Here is a 15,078-nt window from a genome sequence, read left to right on the forward strand (position 1 = left end):
TGGCGAAGCGGTGACAAGGTGAGGGTGGGCTGCGGTAACGAAACACCCCGCACAGGGCGGGGGTATGAGTCAGATGATGCGTTCAGGCTCGGCTGGCCATTGCGGTGATTCAGGCCACCCCAGTTTTTCCGGTACCAGCGTTAGCTCGTAGCGATAGCGCTGCCAGTCAGCTAGTAACGTGGTGTGTGACGGCTTAGCATAGCCCCCCTCGACAGCGGGTTGGATGATGGTTATTTGCTGGGCAGCAATTTCCATCCTGCGGGCTTTTTCTATGTCTGCCCTAGCGTAATCTGACTGTTCTGGTGGGGGGGATAGCATCGGGTACCCAGTTTCATCGGGGTGAATGATGAAGCCCTTGTTCTGCCCATTCAGCAGTTCATTGTACCTGTTGATGTCGATCTCGAGGAGTCGGCCATCAAAACCAGGGTAACGTGACGGATAGAAGCCATTGGTATCAGGTGAATAAAACATCTGGTGCTCCATTTTTGTCAGCGACCGATCGAGTACCAGTACACGGTCTGAACTTGACCATTCATGGCATATGAGAAACTGCTCGTCGTCGGGGTACCGACACGCCAGGCCGATGACGGATTTGCAGCTCCATTTTGAGGAATGACATAGAACCCCAGGAGCTGGTTGGGGTAGGTAACTGGCAAGGTGATTGATTGTTCTGCCAGCGCTGCCGAGGGGATGTGTGTCCCCCATTGGATAATGATGCCTCCCAACCAGCTGGGGAGTTTTAAGTAGCCAACTTGGGCAACTGTTTTACTGACGCCATTAAGCAGCTTCTTCGGGGTCACGACCACATCATCGGCCGTGCCTGCATCGGTCTGCGTTTGTGTGGCCACCTTCATCATACCCTGCATGGTCTCACTGGCCTGCTTGACCCAGCCCCACAATTTTTTCACCGTCACCACCACATCATCTTTTTGATTGGCAGGGACGGTTTCATTGACTTGTGCCTGGGTGGCGTAGCGGGTAAAGCCCTTGGCGGTCTCGCTGGCATCCGGGTGATCGCGACTTTGCTTGTGGGCCGCCATCAGGTCATCGACATACTTGCGGGTCGCCAGCACTACGGCCGGGTCAATCTTGAGCTCCACCGCGCTGGTGTCGCTGACGATCAGCACGATGCGGATCACCTGGGTGCGGCCTGCACCACTGCTGAGCAGTGGTTTGTAGGTGTCCGGGGTGTTGGCGATGGCGATCAGGGTGCCATCTTCGGAGAAGATGCCGGCTTCACGGATCCACCAGTCACCGACGTTTTCCGGAATGATCTGCTCGGCGACCAACTGCGACTGGTTGGTGGGGTCTTGAAACAGGGTGTTGATGGGTGCGCGCCGCCGCTCCCTGACCAGTGCTGTCTGGGCGGCGTTTGGCGTGACGGGCTGACCGTTGCCATCGCCGACGGCCATGTGGGTGATTTTCAGCGGCACGCCCAGCGCGAGGGCGTTTGCCATTTTGGCCTGGCCGGCATCGGTGAGGATGGCGAAGTAGATAGCGCTCAAGCAGCACCTCCTGTCTGTTGCGGTTGAATGGTCATGGTGTCGATGGTGTGGGTGATGCCGCCGTGCCACGCTTGGCCACTGACTTCAATAACGCCAGGGCTGTAGGGGTATATGGTCAACTCGTCGCCCAGGTAGCAGGCGGCGGCCATGTAGATCTGGCCGCGGGTTTCCATGCTGATGGCGAGGCCCGTCATGTGGCGGGTCATGGGCTTGGCGTCGGCGATCAGCCGTTCCAGCTCTGGATACATGGCCTCGGTGATGCCGGTATCGAGCACGCCGATGTCGAGCTTGAAGGTGCCCCGGGTGGCGGCGGGCGTCTCCTGCCACCATTCCAACACCCGGATCAGATAGCCCAGCGGTTCCACCACCCGGCGGATGGCGCCGATGGTGCCCTTGCGGCTGTGCACGAAGTAGCTGTTGGCAATGACCTGGCGCTTGGTGGCCTCTGGCCAGTTGTCATCCCAGCGGTCAACACTCCAGCTGGCAGCCAGATAGGGCAGCAGGTGAGCGGGGCACGTCCAGGGTGACCAGAGCGTGCGTAATGGGATTGGCAACTGCTGGGCTGCGGCGCCCGCCGTGGCCAGGTTGCGTTCGGTGCGGCTGGTGCTGGGTGGCAGCAGGGTGGTCATGGGGCCCGCTCCACGGTGAAGCCGGTGCAGTAGGCGGCCTGGGTGGCGCTCGGGATGATGTCAGCCCAGCCAGTCAGCTCGACCTTGCGCACGCCCTGCACGTGCAGGGCGGCATCGATGGCGGAGCGCGGCACCTCGACCCCGATGCGGCGGCGGGGATTGATAAAGGCGGCGAGCTGTTCGCGGGCAGCCTGCAGGATCACATCCACCTCGGCCCCCTGACTGTCGATGTGCAGCTTGGCGGTGATGGTGTAGTTGATGATGCCGGCGCTCTGCACGGTGAGCCGGTCGGCCACTGGGCGCCTGTCTTCCTGGCTCAGGGCTTGGGTGACTTTGGCGATCAACGCCGCATCGGCGCTGCCGTTCCCCTCGGTGCTGAGGATGGTGACTAGCGCCTCGGCGGGCGCTGGGCTGGACCCTTTGGCGTCAGCCACCTTACCGTCAGCCGAGAGGGCGAAATACTCATAGGCGCCCGTCGGGCCCGCCACGCTGAGGCCATCCCAGGCCATCAGGGCACGCAGGATCAGCGCCTCGTCATCTTCTTTTATTTCCGGTACCGGCGGTGTGGCGGTGGGGTCACCCGGCTGGATGGTGAGGCGGGTGACTTTCCAGTTGGCCACCAGGTTGTCGAGATCGCTCCCCTTGGCCCATGCCAGCATATTGGCCACCGCCGCATCGTTGATGCGCTGGCGCAGGATGAGTTCGCGATAGGCATTCTCTTGCAGCAGCTTGGTGATGGGTTCTGATTCGAGGGCCAGGGTGGCTTCGACGCTGGCTTGTTGGTCAGCCGGGTAGAGGCTGACGAAATAGGCCTTGCGCTCGGCCAGGATGGTTTCGAAATCGAGCAGCTCGATCACATCGGGCTGGGGCAGTTGGGAGAGGGTGATGGTGCTCAATTGGCGGCTCCTGTGGGAATGGCAATAGTGGCGCTCTCTGTTCCGGTACCCGGCGCGCCGCCGTCCTTGCGCTGCCAGGTGAGCTCGACGGTGAGGGCGCCATCCATGCCGCCGCCCAGCACATCGACCCGGGTGATGGTGATGCGGGGTTCCCAGTTGATGAGGGCCTGCACGGTGGCGGCCATCAGGCGCAGGCGGGTGGCCTGATGCTGGGGCTGGTCGATGAGGTAAAACAGCTCGCTGCCGTAGTCGCGGCGCATGACCCGTGACCCCACCGGGGTGATGAGGATGTCGCGCACCGACTGGATGATGTGGTCGGTGGCGCTGATGGCGCGGCCAGAGGCTGCATTCATGCCGAGCCAGTTCATGCCGGGCCCCCTGTTTGGCCGCCGCCAGTGCTGACGTCGCTGTGTTTGTGGGTGGTGACTTCGACGTTGCCTATCTTGGCCGTGGGGGCGGTGATCTTGCCGCCCGCCTCGATGGTCGAACCAACCTTGAGTGCCTGGGTGCATTCCACCAGGGGGGTGATCAGCTTGACGGTGACGGAGGCCGAGAGGGTGGCGGTCTTGATGCCGGTGGCATTGAGCGTCCCGGTGGCCGGGTTGTATTCGATGACGGCGCCATCGCTGTATTCGGTGCGGTCGAGATCCGGGTTGTCATCGTCTGCCAAGGGCTCTGGGAAGGCAGCGCAATTGATGGGGCCGACGATGTAGGCATTGCGCGGGTCGCCGCTGACCGAGAGCATCAGCACCTGTTCGCCAATGGAGAGGCGATGGCGGGTGCGGTTCTTCCCGGCCCGCGCAGTTGCGTAGGGCCGCCAGTTGGTGATGAGGTCGCCGGTTTTGACGCGACATTCCCCGGATCGCACGGCAGTGACGGTGCCGATGCGGATCAGGTTGTCGATCAGGCGTTGGAGTTCAGTCGGGGTCGGTTGCATGGGGCCATTGTTTTGGGCAATGGCCGGGAAGGCGAGGGTCGGCCAGTGTGTACGGCGCTGGCACACTGGCTGCGGTGGTTATAGTCCTTTGGTGAGGTGGGCGAGCAGGGTGGTTTCTAGCTGGTCCCGCTCTTGTTCTGTGATGCCGAGCAGTTCCCGTGCCGGGTATGAGATCTCGCGGCCCTTGATGCGGTCTTTGAGGCCATATTGGTGAATGGTGGCGAGCCGGTTGGCGGTGCCGACAAACTCCACCACGGCCTGTTGTTCACTGGCGCGGGCCTTGAGCCAGGCGGGGTTGCTTATCTTGAAGAACATCTTGCGGCGCAGGCGCCCCCGGTTTTTTTTCAGCTTGGGCTGAGGCTTGCGCGGGGCCATGGGGCTGCCATCGGGCTGGCGGTTGGCGCGGATCCGCAGGGCCTGGCTGGTGCGCAAGGTGCGGGCCATCTCGCCCGCCAACTGACGGCGGGCGGCGGGCTCCATGCTGGCCAGCAGGCCATCGGCCCAACTGGTCAGGCGGCTCAGGTCGTCGGCGGCCATGGCTGATGCTCCCCGTTGATGAAGAGTTCCCAGGTGATGCCGTCGTAAGGGTCTTCCGGCGGCTCAGGCAGGTGCTCCCATCCAATGCCCTGCTCGTTTTGCCACACCCTGACCCGCTCGGTCAGCTTGACGGTGATGATGAGATCCATCAGGTCGTTGGCGAGGTATTCCGCCTCGAAGGTGATGCCCTCCTTGCGCCGCTCGTCGTTGGTCATCAGCTCGGGCTGGTGTTGGCGCAGCCAGGCCAGCAGCGGCACCATGATCTGATCCGGGTGGCCAGCAAAGTCTTCTATGCCGATGGTGAGGGGGTATTGCCACTCGAACGAGAGCGAGCGGGCGCCGGTGCTTTCGACGTTGCCCGGGGCGATGAAGATATGCAGCTTGTCGGGGTTGGTATTGAGGTGAGGCACGCAGCGGGTCAGCACCTCACGGATCTGTTTTGGCTTTTCCATGTTCCCTCCCGTTCTGGTGGCGTTGCTGGCAGGCGATAAGGCTGTCGACTTGGGCGGCGCAGGCGGCCCAGGCTGCCTCGGTCTGGGTCAGTTGGTCGAGCAGATCGCCGTTATTGACCGGGCTGGCTGCCGGCAGTTGGCAGGGCGCCTGGACCGGACAGGTGAGCCTGATAATCTGCGGCGCCGGTGAGGGCGGGGCGCTGGAGCAGCCTGACAACAGGATCAGGCAGAGGGCGATCAGCCCACTCCTTGAGTTCAGCATTTTCACGTTTGAGCCTCTTGATGGTGTCGGCCCGGGTGGCGGCCGTGATGGTCAGATCGCCAAGCTGGCGTTGCAGCGTGGCGGCGGCGGTTGCCTGGGCGTCCAGCTCGTCGGTGATGGTATCGATCACCCCGTCTTTGAGTTTCTCCCGCTGCTCGGCCTCTTTGGCCTTGTTGCTGGCGGCCTTGAGGTCGCTTTGCAGGGTGGAGACTTTGCCCTCAGCCTTGGCGGCAGAGCGGGCCGACCAGCCCCAGCCAGCCAAGGCAACGGCTAGGGCCAGCAGCAACCAGGTGAGGGGGGAGCGCAGGAGGTTAGGCCACATCCGCCACCTCCTTCACCGGATAGACCTTGGCAAAATGGTCGTATGCCTTGGCCAGCTTGGTGTCGTAGTCATTGTCCTTGTAGGCCGGGCCGTTGTAGCGGCGGGCAAAGTCAGCCCACTTTCGACCCTGCATGGCCTTGTGCATGGCGGGATCTTGCTGGATGAAGCTGCACAGGGCGGTGAGGTGGTCCACTTCGCTGCGCTGCATGGCGGTCTGCCAGTCGCTGGCCGAGGCAAAGCCCAGCGCCTGCCAGTGGAAGCCCATGATCTGGAACATCCCCCAACTGGCCGACTCGATGGCGGCATCCCGGTGCAAGCTGATGGCGAGTTGCAGCCGCTCCCACTCGGCCGCCCCGCCCGCATAGCCGCCGCGCTTGGGGTTGACCAGGTTGGGGTAATGGGCGGCCATCTGGTCGGCAGTGCCCTTGCCCAGGTGCTGGGTGAGCTGCTTGTAGAACACATGCCGCTCGAACAGCACCACCGGGCGCATGTCGGTGGTGAACCCCTCGCCGATGCTCTCGACCTGGGCGACGGTGGCCATGGTGGCCAGCGGCAGGCCCAGCAGGTCAGCGCCAGCCTGCATGTCGCCGATGCGCAACTGGTTGCCCCGCTCGCTGCCGAGCAGGGCGGCCATGGTGCGGGGGCCTGCTTGGCCGATGGCGGTGATCATGTAGTCCTGCTGGAAGGCAAGCAGGGCGCGCTCGGTGGCATCGCCAAACCAGCCATCCGGATCGAGCGGATAACCGGCTTTGGCCAGGCGACGCTGCAGGTCGGCGACGGCGGCGCCGGTATCCCCTTTTTTGAGGCTCATGGTTGAAACCTCCCGTTCTGGTGGCTGGCGGTGGTCGGTTGCTGACGACGGCGCGGCAGTAGGCGCATGACGGATCCGCGAGAGCCGATCAGGGCGGTGAGTATGACAGAGGCCAGCAGGACGGCGGCGGGGTCAGGAGCTGGCAGTGCCCCGATCAGGGCACGCAGGGGCACGGAACCGGCGGCGAAGGTGAGCAGCCAGGCCAGCACGGCAGGGAGGGGGCGATAGTCGCCCCCGTTGCGGTTGAAGGTGGCGATACGCAGCGCGATGGCGGCGCAGATCATGGCGTAGAGGATGGTTAGCATGTCAGCCCCCTTTGCGGAGTTTGAGCAGGTCTTCCGGCGTTTTGCGCAGGATCCACTGCAACAGGTGGACGGCCAGCGCCGAGGCGAGCATTGCGCCGACAGCCCTGGGGACCTCGACGCTGAGCGGCAGCACGCTGGCCAGCATGGCGGCAACCAGCGGTGCCGCCAGTGCCCCCGCCACGAAGGCGGCAACGAACAGGCCCGCTTTGCGCAGGTTGCCCAGCTCGGCGGTGGTGGCGATGAACACCAGCGCCCCGGCGAATGCACCGAGCAGGACGCCGGGGTCAACGCCCGGGAAGAGGGACAGCAACGCCAAGGCGCTCAGGGTGCTGGTTGCTGCACTGGATGAAATGGGTTCTGGCATCGTGCTCTCCTGTTTTTATCGTTTGCTGCCGTAGTGGCGAGCGGTTTGAAATTCGTGGATGGTCTGGCACTCGGCGCAGCGTTCGCAGCCCCGGATCGCTTCACGGCGCGCCTGCGGGATGGTGTTGTCGCAGTCGATGCAGTAGTGCGGGCCGGTGCCACTGATGCGGGCGGCGTGGATGCGGGCAGCGAGTTGCTGCTCGCTGATGTCGGCCAGTCGTTCGAGTTCGTCGTCGAGGCGGCTCATGGTCATTCCCATAGCTGGATCAGCGGCTGCTCGGCCTGGGTGGGGGCCGCTGGCATTGTGATGAGGGTTCCGGTCGGGAGGATGGGGCCGAGCGCGGCCAAACCGGGGTTGAGTGCGAGCACCTGCTCGGTGATGCCTGCGGTGTAGCCGTAGTGCCGGAACAGGATGAGGTCGAGGGTGTCACCCTGTTGGCTGCGCAGTTCCATCAGATGAGCGCCACGGTGATGTGGGTGGTACCGAGGATGTCGCGAATGGCAAAGCGGGCGTCGCGGTAGAGGTCGTCAGAGCTGATGATTTTGGCATCGGCCCCTTTGACGCCATCACCGGTGGCGCTGTAGTCGGTGTAACGCTCCAGCAGGTTGGCGCGGGTCATGGCATAGACGGCGCGTCGATAGCTGTGCAGGTGCGCCGATTCGCCATTGATGACCTCGCCCGGTACGGCGGCCAGGGTGGCGACCCCTTCTGCCTCACGGGCGCGGCGCCAGTCAGCCAGATCCCGGTTGACGCTGGTGATGGCGTCGATCACGGCATGCTTGAGGCGGGCCGAGGTGACGGTGCCATCGAGCCGGACGGTGTCGCGCAGGTCAGGCAGCGAGATCGCTGGCCAGAATGGATCGCTGGTGACTTGCCCTTCATCCGGTGCGGTCGGTGCGGTGGCGATGAATCCGGTGCTCATGGTGCTCCTGGTTCTGGTGGTAGCCCGTTTGTTGGGCGGTGGTCGGGCCGTCTGGTATGCGAAACGCATTCGTCAGGCCCGAGCCGCCCAGGGTGCGGGGTTCGCTCGGTTAGCTGCCGCCGCCGGTGGCGTCGGGCTGCTGTTCTTTTTTCAGTTCGCGCTCGAGCACTTCGAGCTCTTTCTTGATGCCGACCTTGTCATGCAGCTCGATGGCGCGCCGGTAGTGCTCGGCGGCCTGCTGCTTGAGCCCATCGGCGAGGCAGGCACGGCCTACCGCCTTGTGCAGCTTGGCGCGCACCTGGTCGAAGATGTCGCAGTCGGCCAACATGGCCAGATAGCGATTGAGCAGGGGCAGGGAGGGTCCCGCGCCGGCTTCTTGCTGCTTGATGGCGGTGTCGGCGACTTCTTCGGCGATCATGGTGGCGGCGGTGCGTTCGTAGCGGTCCGGGGTACTGAGGCCGTGGCGGATCACGTAGTCGGCCATGTTGAAGGCCCCTTCGAGATCGCCGGTGTCGAGGGTCCAGAGCATGACGGTGACGAGGACGTCATCCTGGCCGCCCCGGTCGGCGGCCAGCAGGCCATCAATCCAAGGCTTGTAGACCGGCAGCATGGTGCGCTTGGCGTCGATCTTGCGTTCGATGCTCTGGATGCCTTTGAGGGTGCGGCGGTGTTCGGCCAACTGCATCAGCTGGAGTTCGTAAGCGTTGGCACGGGCCTGGTCGAACTGGGGACTGGCCGCCCCTTGCAGGGCGGCCAGTGCTCTTTCGCGGTGGCGACGGGCGGGAGTCATGTCACCCCCTTACTCGCCGGGGGCCGGGTTCGGCCCCATGACGATGTTTTCGACCAGGGCGGCGCAGTCGTAGTCCTCGACCACGTAGGCGTCATTGGAGCTTTCGTAGTTGACGATGCGGTTGCGCTTGGGCTCTTCATCGATATGGCGGCGGCGGGCTCCGTCTTGCCAGTAGATAGAGAGGTTGCTGAGTTTGGTGATCAGCAGAGCGTCTTCCGGGAAGAAGGGGACGCGCACAGCCTTGAGCCCGCCGATCTGCTTCTGGCTCACCAGCACCTGGCCTGCCAACTTGTTCTGGTTGTCGCTGGCGTCGTTGATGATGGGGAAATACTTGTCGGACAGCAGCTTGCGACCGCAGATCACCACCAGATCGGTGTCGTCCTGGAACCAGGGTTTAATCAGCTCGTTGACGGCGTCGAACACCAAGGCGTCGAGGTTCTTGTAGTCGCCGTCGGTGGTATCCACGTAAATCTTGCCGCTTCCCTCGGTGCCCTCGCTCATGACTTGGGCCGGTGCATCTGTGCGGATGTGCTGCAGCCAACCGATGTTGACGTCTTGCAGCAGGGGGTTGGCATTCCGATCGGTGTCGGGAGCCGCGCTGGTGCCGTGCCAGCCGATCATGATCCGGTCCAGCCCCTGGCGCGTGATGATGGCATCGCGAATACGGGTCTGGAAGTCGGGGAATTTGGCCCACGAATCGAGTTGGGCGTAGCCGATCATGGTGTCGTAGTTGGTCTGGGCGCACTCGTAGTTGTGGTCATACAGGGCGGCCGGGTTGTTGGGCTGGCGGTCCTTGTTATCGGTGTTGGTACGGCCGGCGATGGTGCTGCTGATGCCGATGCCGACCTTCTGCCCCTTGAGTTCATCCACCGGCACCATGTTGATCATGGAAAGGAAGGCGACCGACTCCTGCATCTTGGTTTCCAGTGTCTGCTGGACGCTGGGCTGCACGCTGAACTGCACCATGGCACTGGTGATGGCGTTGAGTTTGGCCACCTGGCCGGTGAACTCGTTGAACTTCTGGCGGGTTTCGTTACGCATGGATTGGGTCCTTAGCAGTCAGTTTGAATGGAGGTGCCATCGCCACCGGTGGCGGGATCGCGCTTGTGGCTGAGGTCTTCCTGGCCTTCCAGCTTGGCGGTGAGGTCGGCCAGCGCCTTGGCGGTGGCATCCTGCTTGCTGGTCAGCTCGGTGATGGTCTTGCCCTGCTCGGTGAACTTCTTCTGCAGGACGGCATCGAGGCTGGTCACTTCTTTCGCAACGGTCTCGACGGCCTGGTGCACATCGCTTAAATCGGCGGTGGATTGCTTCTTGTGGGTGGAGAACAGCGCGGTGACCCGTTCCAGCAGACCTGGGCCCTTGTCGCCCTCTTCGGTGAATTCGACCTCGGTTTCGATGGCGCAGGTAAACAGGTTGGTCGATTTTTGCTTGCGCGCGGCCAGCGGACTTTTGTCACCAGCACCGGCGCAGAACTGGAGGTATTCGGTACCAAGGCTGGCGGGGGTGTTGGTCACTGCAAGACCTACCAGGTAGGCCTCGCCGGTACCGGCAAAGTCCAGATCCAGCTCGACGGAGGTGTAAACCTTCTGGCGGGCTTTGTTGAGTTTGATCAGGTCTTCGGTCGGGTCGATATCGGCGAACAGGGCCATTTTCTTTTCGCCGTCGATCTCGACCTCTTCGGCATAGACGGAGATCACGTCGCCATAGGCGCGAAAATCGCTATCAGGGAACGGGCTGAGGTAGTGTTCGAGGTTGACGCGGGCGCCGTACTTTTCGCGGTTGTAGTTTTTGGCTGCCTGGGTGAGCCATTCCGGCGCGATGGTGCGGCCGTCGGTGGTTTGGCCTGCCACCGCGACGCGCTTGAATTTTGCTTTCTTCGCCATGAGCTGGGATCCCTTTGGTGATTGGGTGGTGATGTCGCGGTTATGGTCTGGGTGACAGGCGGGATCGTGCAATCGGCGGCCAGTGTGTACGGCGCTGGCACACTGGCGCGGTGGCGTTTGGATGGGTTGTGGCTGGGTAGACTGGCGCCATGACGACAGCACCCTTACTTTTCCCCCATATCGAACCCAGACGGCAGGCCATGCACCTGTTCTTCCAGGGCTATCCGCTCCGCGCCATTGCTGAATTGCTGCAGACGCCGGAGGGGACTATCTCGACCTGGAAGAAGCGCGACGGCTGGGATGACATCAAACCCATTGACCGGGTCGACTTCGCCATCGAGGCGCGGATGTGCCAGCTGATCGCCAAGGAGGTGAAAAGCGGCGGCGACTTCAAGGAGATTGACCTGCTGGGTAGGCAGTTGGAGCGGATCGCCCGGGTCAACAAGTACAGCAACGGAGGCAACGAGGTCGACCTCAACCCCAAGGTGGCGAACCGCAACAAGGGGCCGAAGAAGGCACCCGAGCGCAATGTGGTGGAGCCCGAACAGCAAGAGCGGCTGATCGAGCGCTTCGAGTCCACCATGTTTGGCTACCAGCGCACCTGGTACGAGGCTGGCAACCAGCACAGGATCCGCAACCTGCTCAAGTCTCGCCAGATTGGGGCGACCTACTTCTTTGCCTTCGAGGCCTTCATCGATGCCCTGGTCACCGGGCGCAACCAGATTTTCCTGTCGGCCAGCAAGGCGCAGGCTCATGTGTTCAAGCAGTACATCATCCAGTTTGCCAAGGAGGAGGGGGTGGAGCTCAAGGGCGACCCCATGGTGCTACCGAACGGAGCGCACCTCTACTTCCTCGGCACCAACGCCCGCACCGCCCAGAGCTACCACGGCAACATCTACATGGATGAGTACTTCTGGATCCATGGCTTCCTGGAGTTCCGCAAGGTGGCTTCCGGCATGGCGATGCACAAGAAGTGGCGCCAGACCTACATTTCCACCCCATCCAGCCTTTCCCATCCCGCCTATGCGTTCTGGTCCGGCGCCAACTTCAACCGTGGCAAGGCGAAGGCAGACCGGGTCGAGATTGACCTGAGCCACGCCAATCTTGCCAGCGGTAAGCTGTGCGCCGATGGTCAGTGGCGGCAGATTGTCACGGTCGAAGATGCGGTGCGCGGTGGCTGCGACCTGTTCGACCTGGATCAGCTGCGCAGCGAGTACTCCGAGGAGGAATACCTCAACCTGCTGATGTGCATCTTCATGGATGACACCTCGAGCGTGTTCCCGCTCGTTACCCTGCAGCGCTGCATGGTCGACAGCTGGGAACTGTGGGACGACTACAAGCCCTTTGCCCTGCGTCCGCTGGGTAGCCGGCCGGTGTGGATCGGCTATGACCCGGCCAAGGGTGGGCAGGGGGATAGCGCAGGTTGCGCCGTGCTGGCTCCGCCGGCGGTGCCCGGCGGCAAGTTCCGGGTGCTGGAGCGCCACCGCTGGAGCGGGATGGACTTCGACGCCCAGGCGCGAGCCATCAAGGCCATGTGCGAGCGCTACAACGTGTGCTACATCGGCATCGATACGACCGGGATCGGGGAGGGGGTCTACCAGTTGGTGAAGCAGTTCTACCCGGCGGCGACCCCTATCCAGTACAACCCGAGCGTGAAAATCCAGATGGTGATGAAGGCACAGGATGTGATGAACAAGGGGCGGCTGGAGTTTGACAGCGGTTGGACCGACCTCGCCCAGGCGTTCATGAGCATCCGCCGCGCCGTGACCGCGGGCGGCAAGCTGCCGACCTTTGAGGCCAGCCGGTCAGAGGAAACCAGCCACGCCGATATTGCCTGGGCAACGATGCAGGCCCTGTTACACGAACCGCTGGCAGGTGCCACCGGTGCCAATACCAGCATGATGGAGATTTTCGCATGAGAAAGCGCCGCCCACAGCGCCATACCTCGCCGATGACGGCGACCCAGAAACCCGGCGCGGCCATCGAGGCGTTCAGCTTTGGCGAGCCGGTGCCCGTCTTATCGCAACGGGAGGTGTTCGACTACCTGGAGGCCATGCACAACGGCCGCTGGTACGAGCCGCCCCTCTCCCTCAATGGGCTGTCTCGGGTCTATCGGGCCGGGGTGCATCACGCCTCGGCCATCCAGGTGAAGCGCAACATCCTGCGTTCCTGTTTCATCCCGCATCCGAAACTGAGTTTGGCCGCCTTCACCGGGTTGGCGCTGGACTATCTGATCTTCGGCAACGGCTATCTGCAGGCGGTGCAGAACCGGCTCGGCGGGGTGCTGCGCTATGACCACCTGCGGGCTAAATACACCCGGCGGGCTCTGGACTTGGACACCTATTGGTGGATTGCCCAGCCCGGGCAGGAGCAGGCGCTGCCGGCCGGGCGGGTTGGCCATGTGATGGAGAGCGACATCAACCAGGAGATCTACGGCATCCCCGACTATGTCGGCGGGCTCAATTCCACCCTGCTCAATGAGTCTGCCACCCTGTTTCGCCGCAAGTATTACGAGAACGGTTCCCACGCCGGGTTCATCATGCACATCACCGACGCGGTGCAGAACGAGGGCGACATTGCGGCCTTGCGTGAGGCGCTGCGCCAGAGCAAGGGGCCCGGCAACTTCCGCAACCTCTTGCTCTACACCCCTAACGGCAGCAAGGACGGGGTGAGGCTGATCCCGGTTGCCGAGGTGGCGGCCAAGGATGATTTTCTCTCCATCAAGAACGTCAGCCGCGACGACCAGTTGGCCACCCACCGGGTACCGCCCCAGCTGATGGGAGTGATGCCGAACAGCACGGGCGGGTTCGGCGATGTGACCAAGGCCGCCCAGGTGTTCGACATCAACGAGATCGACAGCATCAAGGCCAGCCTGCTGGCGCTCAATGACTGGGCAGGGGAGGAGGTGATCCGGTTCAACCCTTACAAGCTGGCCGCCGGCATCGAGCAGGCCAGCCAAGGCGACATGCTGCGCTGACCCGGCCTGTGCATCCCGACCACCCCGCCACCTGGCGGGGTTTTATTTTGCCCCTCACGTGGCCGCATCAGCGGCCCGCTGCTGCATCACCGATGCGGGCTACCCTTGCACCCTCGCAGATCCTTTCACGCGCATCCTGAGCGGCTGGAGCCGCCTGCTGCCCCCCTGCCAGCACCGCTGGCGCGCAATCGGGACCCCGCCTCGCCTGCCCGCTTTATGTGTGGAAAATCATGCAGGTGAAAGACTGGCTCTGGCTACCGGCACCCTGCGCCAGCGCTGGCCGCGCGCGGGGATTCGGATCCTTTCTGTGATCCTTCATTTTCTGTCAAATCATTGCATCTTTGCCTGCTTCGGATTTTTCAGAGGTTGTGATTTGTATTTACCAGCAGGTTAAAAATAGAATTAATTTAATAGGTATTGTTTGAAATAACAATTCACCGTTGTGTTTTTTGTTAGTAATGATTGCTTCCTTTTAAGAGTGTTAATAATTTGTAGCTCCTATATATATATGGGGTTACTGTTGCAGCTAAATAAAACAAGGCAATGATTTTCATTGGAATGTAATTTTCTAATGATGTGAATTCATCATAAACAGTCAGGGTAATCATCGGCGCCATAATGCCCCACGCTATAATGAACGAAGAAAATTTTAATAAATCTATGCTATTGGCTTTTGGCTTATACCGATCAATTCTAGACACAACAATATTTGTTGTCCTTACCAACTCGTCTAAGCAATATTGTTTTATATTAAAAACTGCATTTATGTAATCCTCGATGGCTTTATTGTTGAAATAATGGCCTTTAGTTGGTGGGATATAACATAGTGTGCTATGGTCTATGCCTGCAGAATCAACTTTTCTTTGCGCCATATATTTATCATGTAATTCTCTATTTCCGTTACGGATTTCGTCTGTAGCATTTGCCAAATCAAGTAATTTCTGTTGGTGAGAGTCCAAAAAACTGGCCATTTGATAGATTCTATCTTGAATCATATACGTTCTCTTTAAGTTAAAGTATCCCATGCTCGTTTTAATCTTGAGTTCATTAGTGGGCATGCTGCTTTCACATTGAGATTCTGCAAATGGAAATTTAGACAGAGCGGCATATAAAATTGAACTTACTTCACGGTATGTATCATGAGATTTACTATTTGGTGTGTAGTTAGTTTCATTCAAATGGAATATCATTTTCGTCCAGTCCATATGCTCCCCATTTAGTATGTAGCTAGGTGGCACTCCCATATCGGATTGTTGTATTGAAAATAGATGCTTATATAATTCATTGGTGGCAACATTAAGGTTGTCTTTCGCTTCATCAATCTTTTGATAGCCATAGACAAAATATGCCAAATAGAAAGCGGTTATAATACCAATAAGTGATGCATGCACAGATGGAAGCAGCGCAAGTAAGGTCTCCCCCATATTATCTCCTTTCAATATTTCATTTTTTAAAAATAATGATAGCTATTATGGACATTGTTTCA

The 15,078-nt window shown here is 60.9% G+C and carries 22 protein-coding genes; 2 read left to right on the forward strand and 20 right to left on the reverse strand.

Annotated elements, in window-relative coordinates; translation table 11 throughout:
- Nucleotides 1-69: 69 nt before the first annotated feature.
- The 19 genes from PG887_RS05175 to PG887_RS05265 form a co-directional block, all read right to left on the reverse strand.
- Entirely contained in the window at nucleotides 70-471 is a 402-nt protein-coding gene (locus tag PG887_RS05175) for a tail fiber assembly protein (protein WP_270821268.1), read from the reverse strand.
- A gap of 17 nt (nucleotides 472-488) precedes the next feature.
- Nucleotides 489-1,505 carry a phage tail protein gene (locus PG887_RS05180; protein ID WP_270821269.1) on the reverse strand — a complete coding sequence of 339 codons (1,017 nt, stop codon included), beginning with the start codon at nucleotides 1,503-1,505 and terminating at the stop codon, nucleotides 489-491.
- Nucleotides 1,502-2,134, reverse strand: coding sequence for a phage tail protein I (locus tag PG887_RS05185; protein WP_104452365.1), 633 nt, complete (start codon nucleotides 2,132-2,134; stop codon nucleotides 1,502-1,504). Before PG887_RS05185 ends, PG887_RS05180 begins: the two co-directional genes overlap by 4 nt.
- A complete protein-coding gene (locus tag PG887_RS05190; protein WP_104452366.1) occupies nucleotides 2,131-3,030 on the reverse strand; it encodes a baseplate J/gp47 family protein in 900 nt (299 codons plus the stop codon). The genes PG887_RS05185 and PG887_RS05190 overlap by 4 nt, the downstream gene beginning before the upstream one ends.
- Nucleotides 3,027-3,398 (reverse strand): GPW/gp25 family protein, encoded by a 372-nt coding sequence (locus PG887_RS05195; protein ID WP_270821271.1) that lies wholly within the window; start codon nucleotides 3,396-3,398, stop codon nucleotides 3,027-3,029. The genes PG887_RS05190 and PG887_RS05195 overlap by 4 nt, the downstream gene beginning before the upstream one ends.
- Complete coding sequence (locus PG887_RS05200) at nucleotides 3,395-3,967, reverse strand: phage baseplate assembly protein V (RefSeq protein ID WP_270821273.1); 573 nt, start codon at nucleotides 3,965-3,967, stop codon at nucleotides 3,395-3,397. Before PG887_RS05200 ends, PG887_RS05195 begins: the two co-directional genes overlap by 4 nt.
- A gap of 78 nt (nucleotides 3,968-4,045) precedes the next feature.
- Nucleotides 4,046-4,504, reverse strand: a complete 459-nt coding sequence (locus PG887_RS05205) for a phage virion morphogenesis protein (protein WP_270821274.1) — start codon at nucleotides 4,502-4,504, stop codon at nucleotides 4,046-4,048.
- On the reverse strand, nucleotides 4,486-4,956 hold the full coding sequence (locus PG887_RS05210; protein WP_270821275.1) for a phage tail protein: 471 nt from the start codon (nucleotides 4,954-4,956) through the stop codon (nucleotides 4,486-4,488). The genes PG887_RS05205 and PG887_RS05210 overlap by 19 nt, the downstream gene beginning before the upstream one ends.
- Entirely contained in the window at nucleotides 4,931-5,173 is a 243-nt protein-coding gene (gene lysC, locus PG887_RS05215; RefSeq protein ID WP_234932323.1) for an Rz1-like lysis system protein LysC, read from the reverse strand. Before lysC ends, PG887_RS05210 begins: the two co-directional genes overlap by 26 nt.
- Nucleotides 5,067-5,540 carry an Rz-like lysis system protein LysB gene (gene lysB / locus PG887_RS05220; RefSeq protein ID WP_270821276.1) on the reverse strand — a complete coding sequence of 158 codons (474 nt, stop codon included), beginning with the start codon at nucleotides 5,538-5,540 and terminating at the stop codon, nucleotides 5,067-5,069. Before lysB ends, lysC begins: the two co-directional genes overlap by 107 nt.
- Complete coding sequence (locus tag PG887_RS05225) at nucleotides 5,530-6,351, reverse strand: N-acetylmuramidase family protein (RefSeq protein WP_270821277.1); 822 nt, start codon at nucleotides 6,349-6,351, stop codon at nucleotides 5,530-5,532. The genes lysB and PG887_RS05225 overlap by 11 nt, the downstream gene beginning before the upstream one ends.
- Nucleotides 6,348-6,656 (reverse strand): phage holin family protein, encoded by a 309-nt coding sequence (locus PG887_RS05230; RefSeq protein ID WP_270821278.1) that lies wholly within the window; start codon nucleotides 6,654-6,656, stop codon nucleotides 6,348-6,350. The genes PG887_RS05225 and PG887_RS05230 overlap by 4 nt, the downstream gene beginning before the upstream one ends.
- A 1-nt stretch (nucleotide 6,657) precedes the next feature.
- Nucleotides 6,658-7,020, reverse strand: a complete 363-nt coding sequence (locus PG887_RS05235) for a putative holin (protein ID WP_041214915.1) — start codon at nucleotides 7,018-7,020, stop codon at nucleotides 6,658-6,660.
- A 15-nt stretch (nucleotides 7,021-7,035) separates the two neighbouring features.
- Nucleotides 7,036-7,266: a TraR/DksA C4-type zinc finger protein gene (locus PG887_RS05240; RefSeq protein ID WP_180344887.1), complete on the reverse strand. Its 231-nt coding sequence runs from the start codon at nucleotides 7,264-7,266 to the stop codon at nucleotides 7,036-7,038.
- Between the two features lie 2 nt (nucleotides 7,267-7,268).
- Complete coding sequence (locus PG887_RS05245) at nucleotides 7,269-7,472, reverse strand: tail protein X (protein ID WP_139737920.1); 204 nt, start codon at nucleotides 7,470-7,472, stop codon at nucleotides 7,269-7,271.
- On the reverse strand, nucleotides 7,472-7,942 hold the full coding sequence (locus PG887_RS05250) for a head completion/stabilization protein (RefSeq protein WP_270821279.1): 471 nt from the start codon (nucleotides 7,940-7,942) through the stop codon (nucleotides 7,472-7,474). The genes PG887_RS05245 and PG887_RS05250 overlap by 1 nt, the downstream gene beginning before the upstream one ends.
- A gap of 109 nt (nucleotides 7,943-8,051) precedes the next feature.
- Complete coding sequence (gene gpM, locus PG887_RS05255; protein ID WP_270821280.1) at nucleotides 8,052-8,732, reverse strand: phage terminase small subunit; 681 nt, start codon at nucleotides 8,730-8,732, stop codon at nucleotides 8,052-8,054.
- 9 nt (nucleotides 8,733-8,741) lie between these two features.
- On the reverse strand, nucleotides 8,742-9,773 hold the full coding sequence (locus tag PG887_RS05260) for a phage major capsid protein, P2 family (RefSeq protein ID WP_270821281.1): 1,032 nt from the start codon (nucleotides 9,771-9,773) through the stop codon (nucleotides 8,742-8,744).
- Nucleotides 9,774-9,784: 11 nt separating this feature from the next.
- The gene (locus PG887_RS05265; RefSeq protein WP_139737916.1) at nucleotides 9,785-10,615 is read right to left on the reverse strand and encodes a GPO family capsid scaffolding protein; all 831 of its coding nucleotides are present in this window, start codon (nucleotides 10,613-10,615) and stop codon (nucleotides 9,785-9,787) included.
- Nucleotides 10,616-10,764: 149 nt separating this feature from the next.
- On the opposite strand from PG887_RS05265, the gene PG887_RS05270 reads away from it, so the two are divergent.
- Together PG887_RS05270 and PG887_RS05275 are read left to right on the forward strand one after the other, a co-directional pair.
- Complete coding sequence (locus PG887_RS05270) at nucleotides 10,765-12,534, forward strand: terminase ATPase subunit family protein (RefSeq protein ID WP_270821282.1); 1,770 nt, start codon at nucleotides 10,765-10,767, stop codon at nucleotides 12,532-12,534.
- Nucleotides 12,531-13,592, forward strand: a complete 1,062-nt coding sequence (locus PG887_RS05275) for a phage portal protein (RefSeq protein WP_244081748.1) — start codon at nucleotides 12,531-12,533, stop codon at nucleotides 13,590-13,592. Before PG887_RS05270 ends, PG887_RS05275 begins: the two co-directional genes overlap by 4 nt.
- Nucleotides 13,593-14,044: 452 nt before the next feature.
- Here the strand turns inward: PG887_RS05275 and PG887_RS05280 are convergent, their stop codons facing one another.
- The gene (locus PG887_RS05280) at nucleotides 14,045-15,016 is read right to left on the reverse strand and encodes a hypothetical protein (RefSeq protein ID WP_270821283.1); all 972 of its coding nucleotides are present in this window, start codon (nucleotides 15,014-15,016) and stop codon (nucleotides 14,045-14,047) included.
- Between the last annotated feature and the right edge of the window lie 62 nt (nucleotides 15,017-15,078).

The sequence above is a fragment of the Aeromonas sp. QDB14 genome, from assembly GCF_027707845.1.
GTDB lineage: Bacteria > Pseudomonadota > Gammaproteobacteria > Enterobacterales > Aeromonadaceae > Aeromonas > Aeromonas caviae.